Below are 16,914 nucleotides of genomic sequence, written 5' to 3' on the forward strand. Positions count from 1 at the left end.
GCGATCTCGTCGGCGTCCGACGAATTTCGGCCGACAGGATCGCCCTCGTGCCGGCACGGCGCTACTCGCTTTCGCGGCCAGGGAGGGGGCACCGCTGAGCATGCCGGATCTCCTTGATCCTGAAAGGACATCCCCGAGGCAGGCGCGGGCGCGGCAGACGGTGGCGATCCTGTTCGAGGCGACCGCTCAGCTTCTGGAGCGTGCGGATCACGGCGCCGTCACCACCAATCACATCGCCGAGCGGGCAGGTTTCTCGATCGGCACGCTCTATCGCTACTTCTCGGGCAAGTCGGCGTTGTTCAAGGCGATGGCGATCCACGAGATGGACCGTCACGAGCGCGAGATCTGCGCGGCCCTGGCCGGGACCCGGGCCGACCGGGTCGGCGACATCGTGCGGCTCGCCATCCGGCCGACCTTGCGGCCCTTCGAGGGCCGCCCGGCCGTGCGGCGGGCACTCCTGAAGGCGGCGTTCGACAGCCCGGAACTCGGGCTGCGTTACGAGCGGATGGTGACGCGGATCAGCCGCGCTCTCGTCGAGGCCGTCGCCGCCAAGGCCCTCGACGCGCCGCGCCGGCCGACGCCCGAGGCCGAGTTCATCATGCTGCGGGGCGTCGTCGGGGCGATCCGCTCCGACGTGCTCTTCGGGGGCGGGCGCGTCGGCACCCCGGATTTCGAGGAGGCGCTGGTCGACGCCGTGTCGGCGTATTTCACGCGCTGAACCGATCGCCCGACCCCGCCGCCCGGCTCTCCTCACCGCGCCAGCGAGTCGAACCACGCCTTCCATTGCGGCACCGCCTTGGCGAAGGTGCCGCGATGCGAGGTGTCGCCGGTCGAGACCGCCTCGACCCGGGTGTTGCCGAAGGCCCGCTGGTAGGTCGCCGCGAGCTGCCCCAGCCCCGGGGTGATCGCCTCGTCGGTCTCGCCGTAGAAGTTGCGCACCGGCGAGCGGATCACCCAGCGATAGGCCTGCGTCTGCGCCACCAGGCGGCCATAGGCCGAAGTGGCGAAGAACTGGGGATCGAAATAGTCGGGCCGGATCAGGGCGTGGAGATCGGTCGGGATCCGGGTCGGGTCCGCGGCCTTGCGCTCGTAGGCGGCCTTGGCCAGCGCGTAGCTGTCGTCCGTCAGGACCGAGCGGGCGAGGCCCGGGACGCCGTAATAATTCTCGAAGGCGAAGGCCGAGAGGATGAACAGGCTGTTGACCCAGACCGCGTCGTTCTTGCGCGGGAAGTTCAGGAAGCCGTTGAGCGGCACGAACACGTCCACTGGCGCGCTCGCGGTCGCCGCCGCCGCGACCGGGATCCCGGTCGCCTCCAGCCGCTCCAGCATCGCCATCGTGACGAACCCGCCCTGCGACCAGCCGGCCAGGAACAGGCCGGTCGGGATCCGCTTCAGGTCGGCGAGCACGGCGCGGCCCGCCGCCAGCATGTCCGCCGTGGCCTGCTGGTGGCTCTGCTTGACCATGTAGCCCTCCGGCTCGGGCGAGGCGCCGAGGCCGAAATAGTCGGCGCCGATCAGGGCGTAGCCCTGGCCGGCGAACTGGGCGATCATCACCTGCGTCTCGGGCGATTCCTCGGGGAAGGATGGCACTTCCCGTTTCCCGTAGACGGTGCCGTGCTGGTAGGAGACCAGCGGCAGGGCGGTCGTGGCGTCGTCCGGCACCGCCACGAGGCCGCTCGCCAGCGTCGGCCGGTTGCCCTGCTCGGGGACCACCGACGGATAGGTCACGCGGTAGAGTCGCACGGCGGTGCGGGCCGGGCTGTAGGCGACGGAGACGCCGCTGAAGCGCGGCATGTCCTGGATCAGAATGCGGTTGAGCCGCTCGACGTCCCAGCGCGCCAGGAACTCGTAGCGCAGGCCGGACGGGATCACGACCGGCTTCGCCTCTTCGGCGGCGGCCAATCCGACCCAGGATCGCGTCAATCCAACCAGCGCGAGGAGCATCGCGACCATGCGATGGCGTTGCAGCATCCGCGTCTCCCATCACGGCCCGGTCAGATCCGGACTTGGATCCGATCCGGACCTCGACCGGGCGGGACAATGCCGCGCCGCGCTTTAAGAAAGCCGTAGCGTCAGCCCCGTCGGGAGCGGGCCGGCGGGCGCCGGGGGCGTGGACCGCACAGCGCAGCACCGCCTTGCGTTCCGGCGCCCGCGGGATTATCTGTTCGCCAACAGTTCTGTTCGTGGCTGGTGAGGCTGCGGTGCGGGAGTGGGTCCCCCGGGGCCCGCTCTTTTTTATTGCCGCAACGCCTCTCAGGGCGCGAGCCGAACGCCAGAGTGCTCCCCCCGGGCAGCGTCCCCTTTCCGGGACTGCGCCACGGCCCCGACCCGAAGCTGCGAACGCCATGACCGACGCCCCAGACCACAACCCGGCCGAGAAGCGCCTCATCACCGAGACCGGCATCGCCGCTCGCGTCGCGCAGATCATCGAGCCTGCGATCGAGGGCCTCGGCTTCCGTCTCGTGCGGGTGAAGGTCTCCAGCCAGAACGGCTGCACGGTGCAGATCATGGTCGAGCGGCCGGACGGCACGATGTCGGTCGACGAGTGCGAGACCGTCAGCCGCACGATCTCGCCGATCCTCGACGTCGACGATCCGATCGGCGGCGCCTATTACCTTGAGATCTCCTCGCCGGGGATCGACCGGCCGCTGGTCCGGGCAGGCGACTTCGCCCGCTGGGCCGGCTACGAGGCCAAGGTCGAGCTGGCGACGCCGCTCGATGGCCGCAAGCGCTTCCGCGGCATCATCCGGGCCCCGGTGGGCGACACCGTCCGCATCGACCTGCCCGATGCCAAGGAGGGCACCCCGTCCTCCTACGACCTGACCTTGCGCGACATCGGCGAGGCCCATCTTGTCCTCACCGACGCCCTGGTGCGCGAATCCCTGCGGCGCGGCTCGGCCCCGCCGCAGGACGACGAGGAGGATGACGAGGACGAGGGCGCGAGCCCCGCCGCCACCCACTGAACACCGCCCCAGACCGTTAACGAACCAACAACCAGGAAGGACTGATCCGATGGCCGTCGTCAGCGCCAACAGGCTCGAACTCCTCCAGATCGCCGAGGCGGTCGCCCGCGAGAAGGTGATCGACCGCTCGATCGTGCTCGGCGCCATGGAAGAGGCGATCGCCAAGGCCGCCCGCTCGCGCTACGGCGCCGAGACCGACGTCCATGCCGAGATCGATCCCCGCACGGGAGCACTGCGCCTGTCGCGCCATCTCCTCGTCGTCGAGGAGGTCGAGAACGATTCCCGCGAGATCGACCTGCCCTCGGCCCGCCGCCACAACCCGGCCGCCCAGGTCGGCGACGTGATCTCCGACACCCTGCCGCCCTTCGATTTCGGCCGCGTCGCCGCCCAATCGGCCAAGCAGGTGATCGTCCAGAAGGTCCGCGACGCCGAGCGCGACCGCCAGTACGACGAGTACAAGGACCGCATCGGCGAGGTCGTCAATGGCCTGGTCAAGCGCGTCGAGTACGGCAACGTCATCGTCGATCTCGGCCGCGGCGAGGGCATCGTGCGCCGCGACGAGTCGATCCCGCGCGAGACCTTCCGCCCCGGCGACCGCATCCGCGCCTACCTGTTCGATGTCCGCCGCGAGGTGCGCGGGCCGCAGATCTTCCTCTCGCGCTCGCATCCGCAATTCATGGCCAAGCTGTTCGGCCAGGAAGTGCCGGAAATCTACGACGGCATCGTCGAGGTGAAGGCGGTCGCCCGCGATCCCGGCTCGCGCGCCAAGATCGCGGTGATCTCGCGCGATTCCTCGATCGACCCGGTCGGCGCCTGCGTGGGCATGCGCGGCTCCCGCGTCCAGGCGGTGGTCGGCGAGTTGCAGGGCGAGAAGATCGACATCATCCCGTGGTCGCCCGACCAGGCGACCTTCATCGTCAACGCGCTCCAGCCGGCCGAGGTCGTCAAGGTGGTGCTCGACGAGGAGGCCGACCGCATCGAGGTGGTGGTGCCCGACGACCAGCTGTCGCTCGCCATCGGCCGGCGCGGCCAGAACGTGCGGCTCGCCTCCCAGCTCACCGGCTGGGACATCGACATCCTGACCGAGGCCGAGGAATCGGAGCGCCGGCAGAAGGAGTTCGTCGAGCGCACCAACACCTTCATGCAGGCCCTCGACGTCGACGAGACGGTGGGCCAGCTCCTCGCCGCGGAAGGCTTCCGCTCGGTCGAGGAGATCGCCTATGTCGAGGCGACGGAACTGGCCAACATCCAGGGCCTCGACGAGGAGACCGGCGCCGAGATCCAGGCCCGCGCCCTCGACTACCTCAACCGCATCGAGGCCGAGAACGATGCCCGCCGCATCGAACTCGGTGTGGCCGACGAGCTGCGCGACATCGACGGCATCACCACGCCGATGATGGTGGCGTTGGGCGAGAACGACGTGAAGTCCGTCGAGGACCTTGCCGGCTGCGCCACCGACGACCTCGTCGGCTATACCGAGGGTCGCGGGCCCGAGGCGGTGCGCCATGCCGGCTACCTCGACGGGTTCGAGGTCTCCCGTGCCGAGGCCGAGGCGATGATCATGGCCGCCCGCGTCCATGCCGGCTGGGTCGAGGCGCCTCCGGTCGAGGAGACGCCGGAGGGCGACGAGGAGCAGGACGACCAGGAGCAGGACGCAGACGTCGGGGAAGTCGGGGCGGAGCACGCCGAGGGTGACGAGTCCGAGACCGTGCCGGTCGAGGAGGGCGCCGCCGCGACCGCCGAGCGGCAGCCGACCTGAGGCAGACGGGAGCGATGGACACGACCATGCAGGATGCGGCTCACGACGCGGATGCGCTGCCGCCGGACGTCCTCGACGCCGGCGCCGGGCGCGGCCGCGCCCATGCCGAGCGCACCTGTCTGGTCACGCGGCAGGCGGGCCAGCCGGACCGGATGATCCGCTTCGCCCTCGGTCCCGACAACCAGGTGGTGCCGGACCTGCGCGCCCGGCTCCCCGGCCGTGGCGCCTGGGTCACGGCGACCCGCGCCGCGGTGGCGGAGGCGGTGAAGAAGCGCCTGTTCCAGCGCGCCTTCCGCCAGAAGGACGCCCGCGTGGCGCCCGATCTCGCGGACCTGATCGAGGCGGGCTTGCGCGACGACCTGCGCCAGGGCTTTTCGCTCGCCAACAAGGCGGGCTGCGTGGTCACCGGCTTCACCAAGGTGGAGAGCGCGGTGGACAGCCCGACGGGGATCGCGGCCCTTGTGCATGCCAGCGATGCGAGCCCGGACGGGCGCCGCAAGCTCGCCCAGGCATTGCGAAGGCGCTATGGCGATGCCATATCGAGGATCCCGGTCGTCGATGACCTGTCCGGTGAAGAATTGGACATGGCCTTGGGCCGGGATCATGTGATACACGCTGCCCTCGTCGCGGGAGCTGGCACTGCCGGCTTGCTCGCGCGTTGGCGTCGGCTCCACGTCTTCCGCGGCGGGACGGCGACGTCGGGAGGTGCCGGAACGGAGCCACCAGGCTCCGACGCGGCGTCCCCGGACGCTGTCCAGGATGGTGGAACATCGCTGCGGACCGGCCCCCCGGAGGCCGGTGGTTGAGTGAATCGAATGGGATCGGCCCAGTTGGTGGGTGCGCTCCCGGGAACACGATGGGAGGCGGCCACCGGGAGGCCGGGTCCCGGGACGGATGAGAACCCCCAGGATCTGAACTGAATGAGTGAGACGAAGAATCCGGGCGACAAGACGTTGCATACCGGTCCCTCCAAGACGCTGTCGATGAAGCGTCCCGTCGAGCAGGGCACGGTGCGCCAGAGCTTCTCCCATGGCCGTTCGAAGTCGGTCGTGGTCGAGACGGTGAAACGTCGCCCCGGCGGCGCGCCGGCCCCGGCCGCGCCGAAGGAAGCTGCGCCGAGCCAGGCGCGCTCCGCTCCCCAGGGCCAGGGCCGCCCGGGCGGTTCGCGCCAGGATCGCCCGGCCGCCGCGCGGTCCGGCGTCGTGCTGCGCACCCTGAGCGATCAGGAGCAGAGCGCCCGCATGGCCGCCCTCGTCGACGCCAAGCGTCGCGAGGAGGAGGAGCGCCGCCGCGCCATCGAGGAGGCGCAGCGCCGCGCCGAGCGCGAAGCCGCCGAGATCCGCGAGCGGGAGGCCGCAGAGGCCCGCAAGCGCGAGGAGGAGGAGCGCCGCCGCCAGGAAGAGGCGCGCAAGCGCCGCGCCGCCGAGGAGGCCGAGCGCCGCGTCCAGGAGGATGCCGCCCGTGCCGCGGCCGCGGCCGCCGCAGCGGCTCCTGCCCCGACCGCTCCCGTCGCTCCGGCGCCCGTCACGGCTGCGCCTGCCGCTCCTCGTCCGGCTGCAGTGGCTCCGTCCGCTCCCCGTCCGTCCGCTGCCGCTCCCGCCGCCGCCCGGCCGGCGACGGCTGCCGGTGGGGGCCGTGCGGCCAATCCGGCCGGTGCCGGTCGCCCCGCCGCTCCGGCAGGCGCGCGTCCTGCCGCATCGGCAGGGGCGCGTCCGGCCACTCCGGCGGGTGCCCGTCCGGCGGCGCCGGCAGGGGCCCGTCCGGCAACCCCGAGCGCCGGGATCACCCGTCCGAGTGCCCCGGCCGAGCCGCGCCGCACGCTGACGGCCGATTCCCGCAAGCCGCGCGACCTGAACTTCATGGCTCGCCCGGCGCCGAAGCCGGAGCCCAAGCCCGAGCCGAAGCCCGAGACGCCCGCTGTTGCCGCTGCTGCCGGTGCGGCGGCGAAGCCGGCGGCTGCCGGCGCCACGGCGCGTCCCGCCACTGCCCGTCCGGCTGCGGCGGAGGAGGAGGCCGAGACCAAGCGGGTGATCCGCCGTCCCGGCATGCCGCTCAAGGTCATCACCCCGCCCAAGACGCCGAAATCGCCGGGCGGCGACCGCAACCGCGGCCGCCTGACCATCGCGACCGCGACCTCGGGCGAGGACGAGCGCACCCGGTCGCTCGCCTCGTTCCGCCGCCGCAACCAGCGCCTGACCGGCCACCGCCAGGTGGAGCAGAAGGAGAAGCTGGCTCGCGAGGTGGTCATCCCGGAGACGATCACCATCCAGGAGCTCGCCAACCGGATGAGCGAGCGGGCGGTCGACGTCATCCGCATGCTGATGAAGCAGGGCCAGATCCACAAGATCACCGACGTGATCGACTCGGATTCGGCCCAGCTCATCGCCGAGGAACTCGGCCACACCGTGCGCCGGGTCGCGGAGTCCGACGTCGAGGAGGGCCTGTTCGACGAGCCCGATACCGACGACGACACCCAGCCGCGTCCGCCGGTCGTGACCATCATGGGCCACGTCGACCACGGCAAGACCTCGCTGCTCGACGCGATCCGCAACGCCAACGTCGTCTCCGGCGAGGCGGGCGGCATCACCCAGCATATCGGCGCCTATCAGGTGGCCTCGCCGTCGGGCGGCAAGATCACCTTCATCGATACCCCCGGCCACGCCGCCTTTACCTCGATGCGCGCCCGCGGCGCCAAGGTGACGGACATCGTGGTGCTGGTGGTGGCGGCCGATGACGGCGTCATGCCGCAGACGATCGAGGCGATCTCCCACGCCAAGGCGGCCGAGGTGCCGCTGATCGTGGCGATCAACAAGATCGACAAGCCCGACGCGAACCCGCAGCGGGTCCGCAACGAGCTGTTGCAGCACGACATCCAGGTCGAGTCGATGGGTGGCGAGACCCTCGAATTCGAGGTCTCGGCCAAGACCAAGGATGGCCTCGACGAGCTGCTGGAGGGTCTCGCCCTCCAGGCCGAGATCCTGGACCTGCGCGCCAACCCCGACCGGTCGGCGGAAGGCACCGTGATCGAGGCCAAGCTCGATCGCGGTCGCGGCCCGGTGGCGACCGTCCTCGTCGAGCGCGGCACCCTGCACACCGGCGACATCATCGTGGCGGGCGCCGAGTGGGGCCGCGTGCGCGCCCTCGTCGACGATACCGGCCGCAACAGCCGGGAGGCGGGTCCCTCGGTTCCCGTCGAGGTGCTGGGCTTCAACGGCACGCCGGAGGCGGGCGACCGCGTCGCGGTGGTCGAGAACGAGGCCCGGGCCCGCGAGGTCACCGAGTACCGCGCCCGCGTGAAGCGCGAGCGCGCGGCGGCCACCGGCAGCGGTGCCGGCCGGACGCTGATGGACATGATGCGCGACCTCAAGGAGGGCGCCGGCCGCAAGGAGTTCCCGCTCGTCGTCAAGGGCGACGTGCAGGGCTCGGTCGAGGCCATCGCCGGCTCGCTCGAGAAGCTCGGCAACGACGAGGTGGCGGCCCGCATCCTGCATACGGGTGTCGGCGGCATCACCGAGTCGGACATCACCCTGGCCCAGGCTTCGGGTGCGGTCGTGGTCGGCTTCAACGTCCGCGCCCACAAGGAGGCCCGCGAGGCCGCCGAGCGGGCGGGCGTCGAGATCCGCTACTACAACATCATCTACGACCTCGTGGATGACGTGAAGGCGGCGATGTCGGGCCTGCTGCCGCCGACGCTCCGCGAGGAGCGCCTGGGCGAGGCGCGCATCCTCGAGATCTTCAACGTCTCGAAGGTGGGCAAGATCGCCGGTTGCCGGGTCGAGGACGGCCGGGTCGAGCGTGGCGCCCATGTCCGCCTCATCCGCGACAACGTGGTGGTGCACGAGGGCAAGCTCTCGCAGCTCAAGCGGTTCAAGGACGACGCCAAGGAAGTGGCGGCCGGCCAGGAATGCGGCATGGCCTTCGAGAACTACCAGGACATGCGTCCGCGCGACGTGATCGAGTGCTACATCGTGCACGAGGAGCGCCGCTCGCTCTGACGAGCACCACGCTGCCATCGGCCGTCCGCCGTCATGGCGGCGGCCCACGAAAGACCGCGAGCCCGGGACGCCAGCGTCCCGGGCTCGTCGGTTCAGGATGACAGCCGCGAGGGCCCTGAACGGCCAGTTGGCCGCCCCGCGGCCCGGTCCGAGCCCGGAGAGACGATGGTGCGCAAACCCCAGGAATCCACAGGCCCCTCGCAGCGCCAGCAGCGCGTGGCCGAACTCGTGCGGCACGCCCTCGCCGAGGTGCTGAGCCGCGGCGACATCCAGGACCCGGTGCTGAGCCAGCACGTGATCACGGTGCCGGAGGTGCGGATGTCGCCCGACCTCAAGCTCGCCACCGCCTATGTCATGCCGCTCGGCGGCCAGGACGAGCGCCCGGTGATCGAGGCGCTGGAGCGCAACAAGAAGGTGCTGCGCCAGGAGGTGGCCCGCCGGGTGGCGCTGAAATTCGCCCCCGACCTGCGCTTCCGCCGCGACGAGACGTTCGATGAAGCGGCGCGCATCGATGCGCTCCTGCGCAGCGACAAGGTCCAGCGCGACCTCGGCTCCGAGCCGGAATCCGAGGGCTAGGCATCGCCGGCCGAATCGGTCACCGATTCGGCGACGACCGGGAGGCGAAGCCGGTCGAGCGGAATCCCGCAGCGCGCCTCTCGCCTGCACGTGCCCCGGCCGGTGAACCGGCCCACGGGCGAAGACTTGAGAGACACCACCAGGCAGGACCGGCAGGGGCGACAAGCGGGCGGCACGTCCCGCGGCGACCGCCGTTCGAGAACGGACACAGGATGACGATGCACGAGGATCAGCCCGCAGAGCCCGCGCCGCAGGCGACCCGCCCCGCCCGCGAGGACGCCCCGCGCCCGGATGGTCAGCGTCACGACCGCCCCCGTCAGGACCGGCCCCGCGGCCGCGGGCGCCCGCCGGGCGACCGGCCCAAGCGCCGCGAGATCAGCGGCTGGGTGATCCTCGACAAGGGCGTCGGCATGACCTCGACCCATGCGGTCGCGGCGGTCAAGCGCGCGCTCAACGCCAAGAAGGCGGGCCATGCCGGCACCCTCGACCCGCTCGCCTCCGGCATCCTGCCGATCGCGCTCGGCGAGGCGACCAAGACCGTGCCCTTCGTGATGGATGGCCGCAAAGCCTACGTCTTCGCGGTCACCTGGGGCGTCGAGACCGATACCGACGATGCCGAGGGACGCCCGGTCGCGACCTCGGACGGCCGGCCGACGCAAGGTGAGGTCGAGGCGGTGCTGCCGCGCTTCGTCGGCGCGATCGAGCAGGTGCCGCCCCGCTACTCGGCGATCAAGATCCAGGGCGAGCGCGCCTACGACCTCGCCCGCGACGGCGAGGTGGTCGAACTCGTCGCCCGCCCGGTGCAGATCGACCGGCTGGCGGTCGTCGCCCACACGCCCGAGCGCACGGTGATCGAAGCCGAGTGCGGCAAGGGCACCTATGTGCGCGCCATCGCCCGCGATCTCGGTCGCGCGCTCGGCTGCTACGGCCATGTCTCGGCCCTGCGCCGCACCCGCGTCGGTCCGTTCACGGAGGACCAGTCCTGCACCGTCGCGGCCCTCGAGGCGGCCGATGCCGAGGCCAACGCGGCGATCCTGCGCCCGGTCGAGACCGCCTTGATCGAGGCGGTGCCGCACGTGCCGGTCTCCCGCGACATGGCGATGCGGCTGATGCGCGGCCAGCCGGTGATCCTGCGCGGCCGCGACGCCCCGACGGAAGGCAAGGCCTACGCGACCTGCGGCGGCGTGCTGGTGGCGGTCGGTGACGTCGAGCGCGGCGAATTGGTGCCGCACCGGGTGTTCCATCTCGGCGGCACCGCGCCGCGGAACGGCTGAGACAGACGGGGGGAGGCGGCGATGACCGAGGGGTTGGAGAGCGATCCGCGCGTTCTGTGGAGCGAGGACGTGCTGCGTTATCGCGACACGGACGCCAACGGCCACGTCAACAACGCGGTCTTCGCCGCCTTCTGCGAGAGCGGGCGGGTGCAGTTTTTCGCCAGCCACTTGACCCCGGTGCTCGGCCCCGACACGTTCTTCGTCATCGCCCGCTTCGTCATCGATTACCGGGCCGAGCTGCATTATCCGGGCCGGGTCCGCACGGCGACCTGGCTCGCCCGCACCGGCCGCACCTCGCTCGGGTTCCGCCACCGGATCCTCACCGGCGAGGTGGTGGCCGGCGAGGCCGAATCGGTCTGCGTTCTGCTCGCCAAGGACACGCGGCGGCCGGCGCCGCTCGGCGCGGCCGGGGATGCGGCGGCGCGGCTGGTGGTCGAGGCGGGCTGACCGCCGGACCGATCAAGGCAGGCGCCGGCGGATCGCCCGCAGGGCATCGTGGAACATCGGATGCCATTGCCCGTCGCGATCGACGGCCAGAGGGTGCCAGAAGAACGAGGACACGTGGCCGCCATCGTCCGCGGTCCGGTGGTCCCAGGCCGGCGGCAGCCCCTCGGCCTCGATCGCGGAAAAGTGCCGCGGCACCAGCCGATCGGGCGCCCGGGCGGGATAGGGGCGAGATCGCTGTTGCGGCCGCGCGGAAAATCCTGATCTCCTGGCCTCAGCCAAGAGGCCGCCCGGGAGAGGCGGCCGGACGACCGGGGATTCCATGGTACTTCGCACGCGCTCCTCACGCCGCCATCTGCTCGCGGGCGCGCTCCTTGCCGGGTTCGCACTGCCGGGGTTCGCCTGGGCGGCGCCGCGGACCGACCTCGTGCTCGGCATGCCGGTGGAGCCCCCGGGCCTCGACCCGACCAGTGCCGCGCCGACCGTGATCGGCCAGGTGGTGTGGCAGAACGTGTTCGAGGGCCTGACCCGCGTCGACCGCGACGGCCAGGTGCAGCCGCAGCTCGCCAAGAGCTGGACCGTCTCGCCCGACGGCCTGACCTACACCTTCGCGCTCCAGACCGGCGTCCGATTCCACAATGGCGAGCCGTTCGACGCCACCACGGCGAAATTCGCCCTCGACGCGATCCGGGCGCCGGGCTCGGTCAACCCCCAGAAGGCGCTCTACGCGGTCATCGCCGACGTCAAGGCGCCGGACCCCGCCACCCTCGTCCTCACCCTGTCGAAGCCCTCCGGCAACCTGTTGTTCTGGCTCGGCCTGCCGGCAGCCGTGATGGTCGATGCGACGTCGCGCGACACTCTGAAGAGCAATCCGGTCGGCACCGGGCCGTTCCGTTTCGCCGCCTGGCGCAAGGGCGACCGGGTCGAGCTGACGCGCAGCCCCGACCACTGGAACACTGCCCGCAAGGTCCATCTCGACAAGGTGACGTTCCGCTTCATCGGCGACCCCCAGGCCGCCGTGGCGGCGCTCCGCGCCGGCGACCTTGACGCCTACCCGCTGCTGCCGGCCCCCGAACTCTACGGCGCCTTCCAGAAGGACAAGGCGTTCACCGCCGTGCCCGGCCTGACCGAGATGAAGGTCGTGGCCGGCATGAACAACGCCGCCAAGCCCTTCAGCGACAAGCGCGTGCGCCAGGCGCTGATGATGGCGGTCGACCGCAAGCTCCTGATCGAGGGCGCCTATTCCGGCTACGGCGTGCCGATCGGCAGCCACTACACGCCCAACGATCCGGGCTACAAGGACCTGACCGGCCTCTATCCCTACGACCCGGCCAAGGCGAAGGCGCTCCTGGCGGAGGCCGGCTACGCCAAGGGCCTGACCTTCACCTTCAAATCGCCGCAGATGGCCTATGCCAGCCGCACCGCCGAGATCCTCCAGGCGATGTTTTCGGAGATCGGCGTCACGATGACCATCGTGCCGACCGAATTTCCGGCCAAGTGGGTGCAGGAGGTGATGCGCGACCGCAGCTTCGACATGACGGTGATCGCCCATGCCGAGCCGATGGACATCGCGATCTATGCGAACGACCCGTATTACTTCGGCTACAAGAACCCGGCCTTCGCCGACGTGGTGACGAAGGCCGCGCAGGCGACCGACGAGGCGACGCGCCTGGCGCGCTACGGCGACGCGCAAACGATCCTGGCCGAGGACGTGCCCGCCCTGTTCCTCTTCGTGCTGCCGAAGCTGAGCGTCTGGAAGGCCAAGCTCACGGGGTTCTGGCAGAACGAGCCGGTGCCGTCCAACGACCTCACCGAGGTGCGGTGGACGGAGTAGGGGGCAGCTCTCCCCTCTCCGGGCGCTTCCGGTCTTGCCCGGGATCGCTGCGAGGTGTGGCAGAGAGGGGTTTGGGAGCAAGGATCGAAAGCCTGATTGATACCACCGGTCGAAAGAAGACGACCTTTGGTTCCCTCTCGCATTGTCGCCACGGCCAAGGTCCGGGACATCTGCGCTTGGCATCGACGATTCGAGATGGGTCAGCGGCCCTGTCGATCTCGGGCCTGCCCGAGATCGAATCGATGCGTCAGCATCCTGGGCCGTCGGTATGACTTGATCGACCGGGTTGATCCCAATCGGACCTCATTCTGAGGTGCGGAGCGAGCGAAGATCGCGGAGCCTCGAAGGAGGGCTCCAGCGATCGCGGAGAGTTCCGGGGGCCTCCTTCGAGGCTGCCGCCCGCGGCAGCATCACAGGATGAGGCCGCGGGTGGGATGGCATCGGCAGGGGCACCGCAATCCGCACAGGTAGAATCGGCTTCGAGACTCCCACCATGCTGAGGCACTTCACCCGCCGCGCCGCCGGCTTCGGCGTCACCTTCCTGCTGATCTCGATCCTGGTCTTCTGCATGATGGAAATCGTGCCGGGGGATCCAGCCTCGGCGATGCTCGGCACCTCGGCGACGCCCGAGACCCTCGCGGCCCTGCGGGCCCAGATGGGCCTCGATGCGCCGGCCGTGCTGCGCTACCTGCGCTGGCTCGGCGGGCTCGTCGTCGGCGATATGGGGACGTCCACCACCTACGGCGTGCCGGTGGGTGGCCTGATCCGGGAGCGGCTGGCGGTGACGCTGCCGCTCACCGGGCTGGCGGTGCTCGTCGCCGTCGCCATCGCGCTGCCGCTCGGCGTCACCGCGGCGGCCCGGCCCGGGGGCGTGGCGGACGGCGCCGCCACCCTCTACGCGCAGGCCGGCATCGCGGTGCCCAACTTCTGGATCGGGCTCCTGCTCATCATGGTGGTGGCGCTCGGTCTCGGCTGGCTGCCGGCCGGCGGCTTTCCTGGCTGGGGCGATCCCGCGGCGGGTCTGCGCGCCCTGGTGCTGCCTGCCCTCGCGCTCGCCATCCCGCAATCGGCGGTGCTGACGCGGGTCACCCGGGCCTCGGTGGTCGAGGTGATGAACGAGGATTTCGTCCGCACCGCCCGGGCCAAGGGGGCCTCGGTCTCCCGCGCCCTGTGGCGCCATGCGGTGCCGAACGCGCTCGTTCCGGTCATCACCATGCTGGGCCTCCAGATCTCGTTCCTGATCGGCGGCGCGGTGCTGGTCGAGAACGTGTTCACCCTGCCCGGGATGGGCCGGCTCGCCTGGCAGGCTTTGGCCCAGCGCGACCTGATCGTGATCCAGAACGTCGTGATGGTGTTCGCCACCGTCGTCATCGTGGTCAATCTCGGGGTCGACCTGCTCTACACGGTCGTCGATCCCCGCCTGAGGAGGCGCGCATGACGGCCCGCGCCGTGAAGCTCCGGCGCGGCTGGCGTCCCGGCAGCGTCCCGCTCCTCGTCGGCGGCATCCTGACGGCCCTCCTCGTCGGGATCGCCCTCACTTCCCTGGTCTGGACCCCCGCCGACCCGGCCCGGATGCGGATCCTGCAAAAGCTGAAGGCCCCGCTGGTCTCCGGCCTGCTCGGCACCGACCAGCTCGGGCGCGACGTCGCCTCGATGCTGATGCGGGGCGCCTTCAACTCCCTCACCACCGCCTTCGCGGCGGTGGGCCTGGGGGCGGTGCTCGGCACGCTGGCCGGCGTCGCGGCTGCCGCGAACCACACGCTCGACGCGGTGCTGATGCGGATCTGCGACGCGCTGTTCGCCCTGCCGCCGATCCTGTCGGCGATCATGCTCGGCGCGCTGCTCGGGCCGGGCGCACTCACCGCCATCGTCGCCATCGGGGTGTTCATGATCCCGGTCTTCGCCCGGGTCAGCCGCGGCGCGGCGATGCAGATCTGGGCGCGGGACTACATCATGGCCGCCCGCATGGCCGGCAAGGGCACGGCACGGATCACCCTGGAACACGTCCTGCCCAACATCTCGGCCCAAGTCATCGTCCAGGTCACGATCCAGCTCGCCATGGCGATCCTGACCGAGGCGGGCCTGAGCTTCCTCGGGCTGGGCCTGCCGCCGCCGGCCCCGACCTGGGGGCGGATGCTCGCCGAAGCGCAGACCTACCTGCTCCAGGCGCCCCACCTCGCCCTCGCCCCCGGCCTCGCCATCGCGGCCGCGGTGCTCGGCCTCAACCTCCTGGGCGACGGGCTCGCCGCCCGCCTCGACCCGCGCCGCCGGCAGGCGACCTGATGCTCGCGATCCGCCACCTCTCCATCGCCTTCCCGCGCGCCGGGGCCGAGGCCCGCGTCGTCGAGGACGTCTCGGTCGAGGTCGGCCGCGGCGAGAGCCTCGGCATCGTCGGCGAGTCGGGCTCCGGCAAGTCGATGCTGTCACTCGCCACCATCGGGCTCCTGCCGAAGAGCGCCCGCACCTCCGGCGAGATCCTGCTCGACGGCAAGAACATCCTGGGCATGGGCGAGAGGGAACTGTGCTCCTTGCGCGGCCGGCGCATCGGCATGATCTTCCAGGAGCCGATGACGGCCCTCAACCCCGCCATGACGGCGGGCGAGCAGATCGCGGAAGGCATCCGCCTGCACCGCGGAACCGGCCGGGCCGAGGCGCGGGCGGAGGCGTTGCGCCTCCTCGACCGGGTGCGGATCCCCGATTCCGCGCGGCGCATCGACAGCTACCCGCACGAGATGTCCGGCGGCCAGCGCCAGCGCGTCGGCATCGCGATCGCGCTCGCGCTGAAGCCCGACCTGCTCATCGCCGACGAGCCGACCACGGCCCTCGACGTGACGGTGCAGAAGGAGATCCTGGACATCCTCGACGAGCTGGTGGCCGATCTCGGCCTGTCGCTGATCCTGATCAGCCACGATCTTGGGGTCATCGCCCGCAGCACCGATCGGACGCTGGTGATGTGCCGCGGACGCGCGATCGAGGAGGGGCCGACCGAGAGGGTTTTGCGCCATCCCGCGGCGCCCTACACCCGAGACCTGATCGCCGCGCTGCCGCGCCGGGTCCGGGCGGGCTTGGGCGAGGACCCCGCTCTCGCCGGAGGCGCCCGATGACCGGCCCGCTTCTGGCGATCGAGAACCTGACCCGCGACTACGTCCTGCGGGCCAAGGGCGGTGCCACCCGGTCCTTGCGCGCCGTCGACGGCGTGAGCCTCGCCGTCGAGGCGGGCAGCATCTTTGCCGTGGTGGGCGAATCGGGCTGCGGCAAGTCCACGCTGGCCCGCATCGTCATGGCCCTCGACCGGCCGACCGGCGGCACGGTGCGGCTCGGCGGGGACGATCTGTTCGCGCTGTCGCCCAAGGCGCTCGCGCGCAAGCGCCGCGATGTCCAGATGGTCTTCCAGGACCCCTACGGCTCGCTCAACCCGCGCCACTCGGTCGGCCGCATCGTCGCCGAGCCGCTCCACCTCCTCGACGACGCCCCGAAGGGCCGCGATCGCACCGCCCTGGTCGTCCGGGCGCTGGAGGATGTCGGGCTGCCGGCACACGCCGCCGAGCGTTATCCGCACGAATTCTCCGGCGGCCAGCGCCAGCGCATCGCCATCGCCAGGGCGCTCATCACGAACCCGAAACTCGTCGTCGCTGACGAGGCGGTTTCGGCCCTCGACCTGTCGATCCAGGCGCAGATCCTGCGCCTGATCCTGTCCCTGCGCGACCGGCACGGCCTGACCGTCTTGTTCATCACCCACAATATCGGCGTCGTCGACGAGATCGCCGACCGGGTCGGGGTGATGCAGGCCGGGCGGCTCGTCGAGACCGGGACGGTGCGCGAGGTGCTCGACCATCCCCGCGAGGACTATACCCGCACCCTGCTCGCCGCCGAGCCGACCCTCGCGGGCTTGGGGCAGCGGCGGCGCCGGGCGTGAGGGGAGAGTCGCCCCCGGACGACGCGCCATGTCGGTGGTGCATGGCGCCCCGTCGATCACGCGGCTTGCCTTGTGCAGTGCGGTATGTGAAAACGATTTCATGCACCGCCGCGATGGCGTCGCGGCGGTGCTGCCCTTCTTGGGCGTTTCCTC

14 protein-coding genes and 1 pseudogene are annotated in these 16,914 nt (G+C 71.1%); 13 read left to right on the plus strand and 2 right to left on the minus strand.

The window, feature by feature from the left end; translation table 11 throughout:
- Positions 1-100: 100 nt before the first annotated feature.
- Positions 101-718, plus strand: coding sequence for a TetR/AcrR family transcriptional regulator (locus tag VP06_RS03660; RefSeq protein ID WP_048462487.1), 618 nt, complete (start codon positions 101-103; stop codon positions 716-718).
- A 32-nt stretch (positions 719-750) separates the two neighbouring features.
- Here the strand turns inward: VP06_RS03660 and VP06_RS03665 are convergent, their stop codons facing one another.
- Positions 751-1,971: an alpha/beta hydrolase family protein gene (locus tag VP06_RS03665; protein WP_053081512.1), complete on the minus strand. Its 1,221-nt coding sequence runs from the start codon at positions 1,969-1,971 to the stop codon at positions 751-753.
- Positions 1,972-2,345: 374 nt separating this feature from the next.
- Between VP06_RS03665 and rimP the strand changes: the two are divergent.
- From rimP to VP06_RS03700, 7 genes and pseudogenes are all read left to right on the plus strand, one after another.
- Positions 2,346-2,942: pseudogene (rimP, locus tag VP06_RS03670) on the plus strand (ribosome maturation factor RimP); the annotation flags it as partial.
- Positions 2,943-3,012: 70 nt separating this feature from the next.
- Positions 3,013-4,722 carry a transcription termination factor NusA gene (gene nusA / locus VP06_RS03675; RefSeq protein WP_048462489.1) on the plus strand — a complete coding sequence of 570 codons (1,710 nt, stop codon included), beginning with the start codon at positions 3,013-3,015 and terminating at the stop codon, positions 4,720-4,722.
- A 14-nt stretch (positions 4,723-4,736) separates the two neighbouring features.
- Entirely contained in the window at positions 4,737-5,528 is a 792-nt protein-coding gene (locus VP06_RS03680; protein ID WP_245291031.1) for an RNA-binding protein, read from the plus strand.
- 114 nt (positions 5,529-5,642) lie between these two features.
- On the plus strand, positions 5,643-8,717 hold the full coding sequence (infB, locus tag VP06_RS03685; protein WP_048462490.1) for a translation initiation factor IF-2: 3,075 nt from the start codon (positions 5,643-5,645) through the stop codon (positions 8,715-8,717).
- 165 nt (positions 8,718-8,882) lie between these two features.
- Positions 8,883-9,293 carry a 30S ribosome-binding factor RbfA gene (gene rbfA, locus VP06_RS03690; RefSeq protein WP_156295436.1) on the plus strand — a complete coding sequence of 137 codons (411 nt, stop codon included), beginning with the start codon at positions 8,883-8,885 and terminating at the stop codon, positions 9,291-9,293.
- A 218-nt stretch (positions 9,294-9,511) separates the two neighbouring features.
- Entirely contained in the window at positions 9,512-10,567 is a 1,056-nt protein-coding gene (gene truB, locus VP06_RS03695) for a tRNA pseudouridine(55) synthase TruB (RefSeq protein WP_048462513.1), read from the plus strand.
- 21 nt (positions 10,568-10,588) lie between these two features.
- Positions 10,589-11,014 carry an acyl-CoA thioesterase gene (locus VP06_RS03700; RefSeq protein WP_048462491.1) on the plus strand — a complete coding sequence of 142 codons (426 nt, stop codon included), beginning with the start codon at positions 10,589-10,591 and terminating at the stop codon, positions 11,012-11,014.
- Positions 11,015-11,026: 12 nt separating this feature from the next.
- Here the strand turns inward: VP06_RS03700 and VP06_RS03705 are convergent, their stop codons facing one another.
- A complete protein-coding gene (locus tag VP06_RS03705) occupies positions 11,027-11,209 on the minus strand; it encodes an NUDIX hydrolase (RefSeq protein ID WP_053081513.1) in 183 nt (60 codons plus the stop codon).
- A 124-nt stretch (positions 11,210-11,333) separates the two neighbouring features.
- Between VP06_RS03705 and VP06_RS03710 the strand changes: the two genes are divergently transcribed.
- The 5 genes from VP06_RS03710 to VP06_RS03730 all read left to right on the plus strand — a co-directional run bounded on the left by VP06_RS03710 (position 11,334) and on the right by VP06_RS03730 (position 16,761).
- Positions 11,334-12,845, plus strand: coding sequence for an ABC transporter substrate-binding protein (locus VP06_RS03710; RefSeq protein WP_048462492.1), 1,512 nt, complete (start codon positions 11,334-11,336; stop codon positions 12,843-12,845).
- 493 nt (positions 12,846-13,338) lie between these two features.
- Positions 13,339-14,283, plus strand: coding sequence for an ABC transporter permease (locus VP06_RS03715; RefSeq protein ID WP_048462493.1), 945 nt, complete (start codon positions 13,339-13,341; stop codon positions 14,281-14,283).
- Positions 14,280-15,128 (plus strand): ABC transporter permease, encoded by an 849-nt coding sequence (locus tag VP06_RS03720; RefSeq protein ID WP_048462494.1) that lies wholly within the window; start codon positions 14,280-14,282, stop codon positions 15,126-15,128. The genes VP06_RS03715 and VP06_RS03720 overlap by 4 nt, the downstream gene beginning before the upstream one ends.
- Entirely contained in the window at positions 15,128-15,949 is an 822-nt protein-coding gene (locus VP06_RS03725; RefSeq protein ID WP_197093123.1) for an ATP-binding cassette domain-containing protein, read from the plus strand. The genes VP06_RS03720 and VP06_RS03725 overlap by 1 nt, the downstream gene beginning before the upstream one ends.
- Entirely contained in the window at positions 15,946-16,761 is an 816-nt protein-coding gene (locus tag VP06_RS03730; RefSeq protein ID WP_048462496.1) for an ATP-binding cassette domain-containing protein, read from the plus strand. Before VP06_RS03725 ends, VP06_RS03730 begins: the two co-directional genes overlap by 4 nt.
- Positions 16,762-16,914: the final 153 nt, after the last annotated feature.

This window comes from Methylobacterium aquaticum (assembly GCF_001043915.1).
Lineage (GTDB): Bacteria > Pseudomonadota > Alphaproteobacteria > Rhizobiales > Beijerinckiaceae > Methylobacterium > Methylobacterium aquaticum.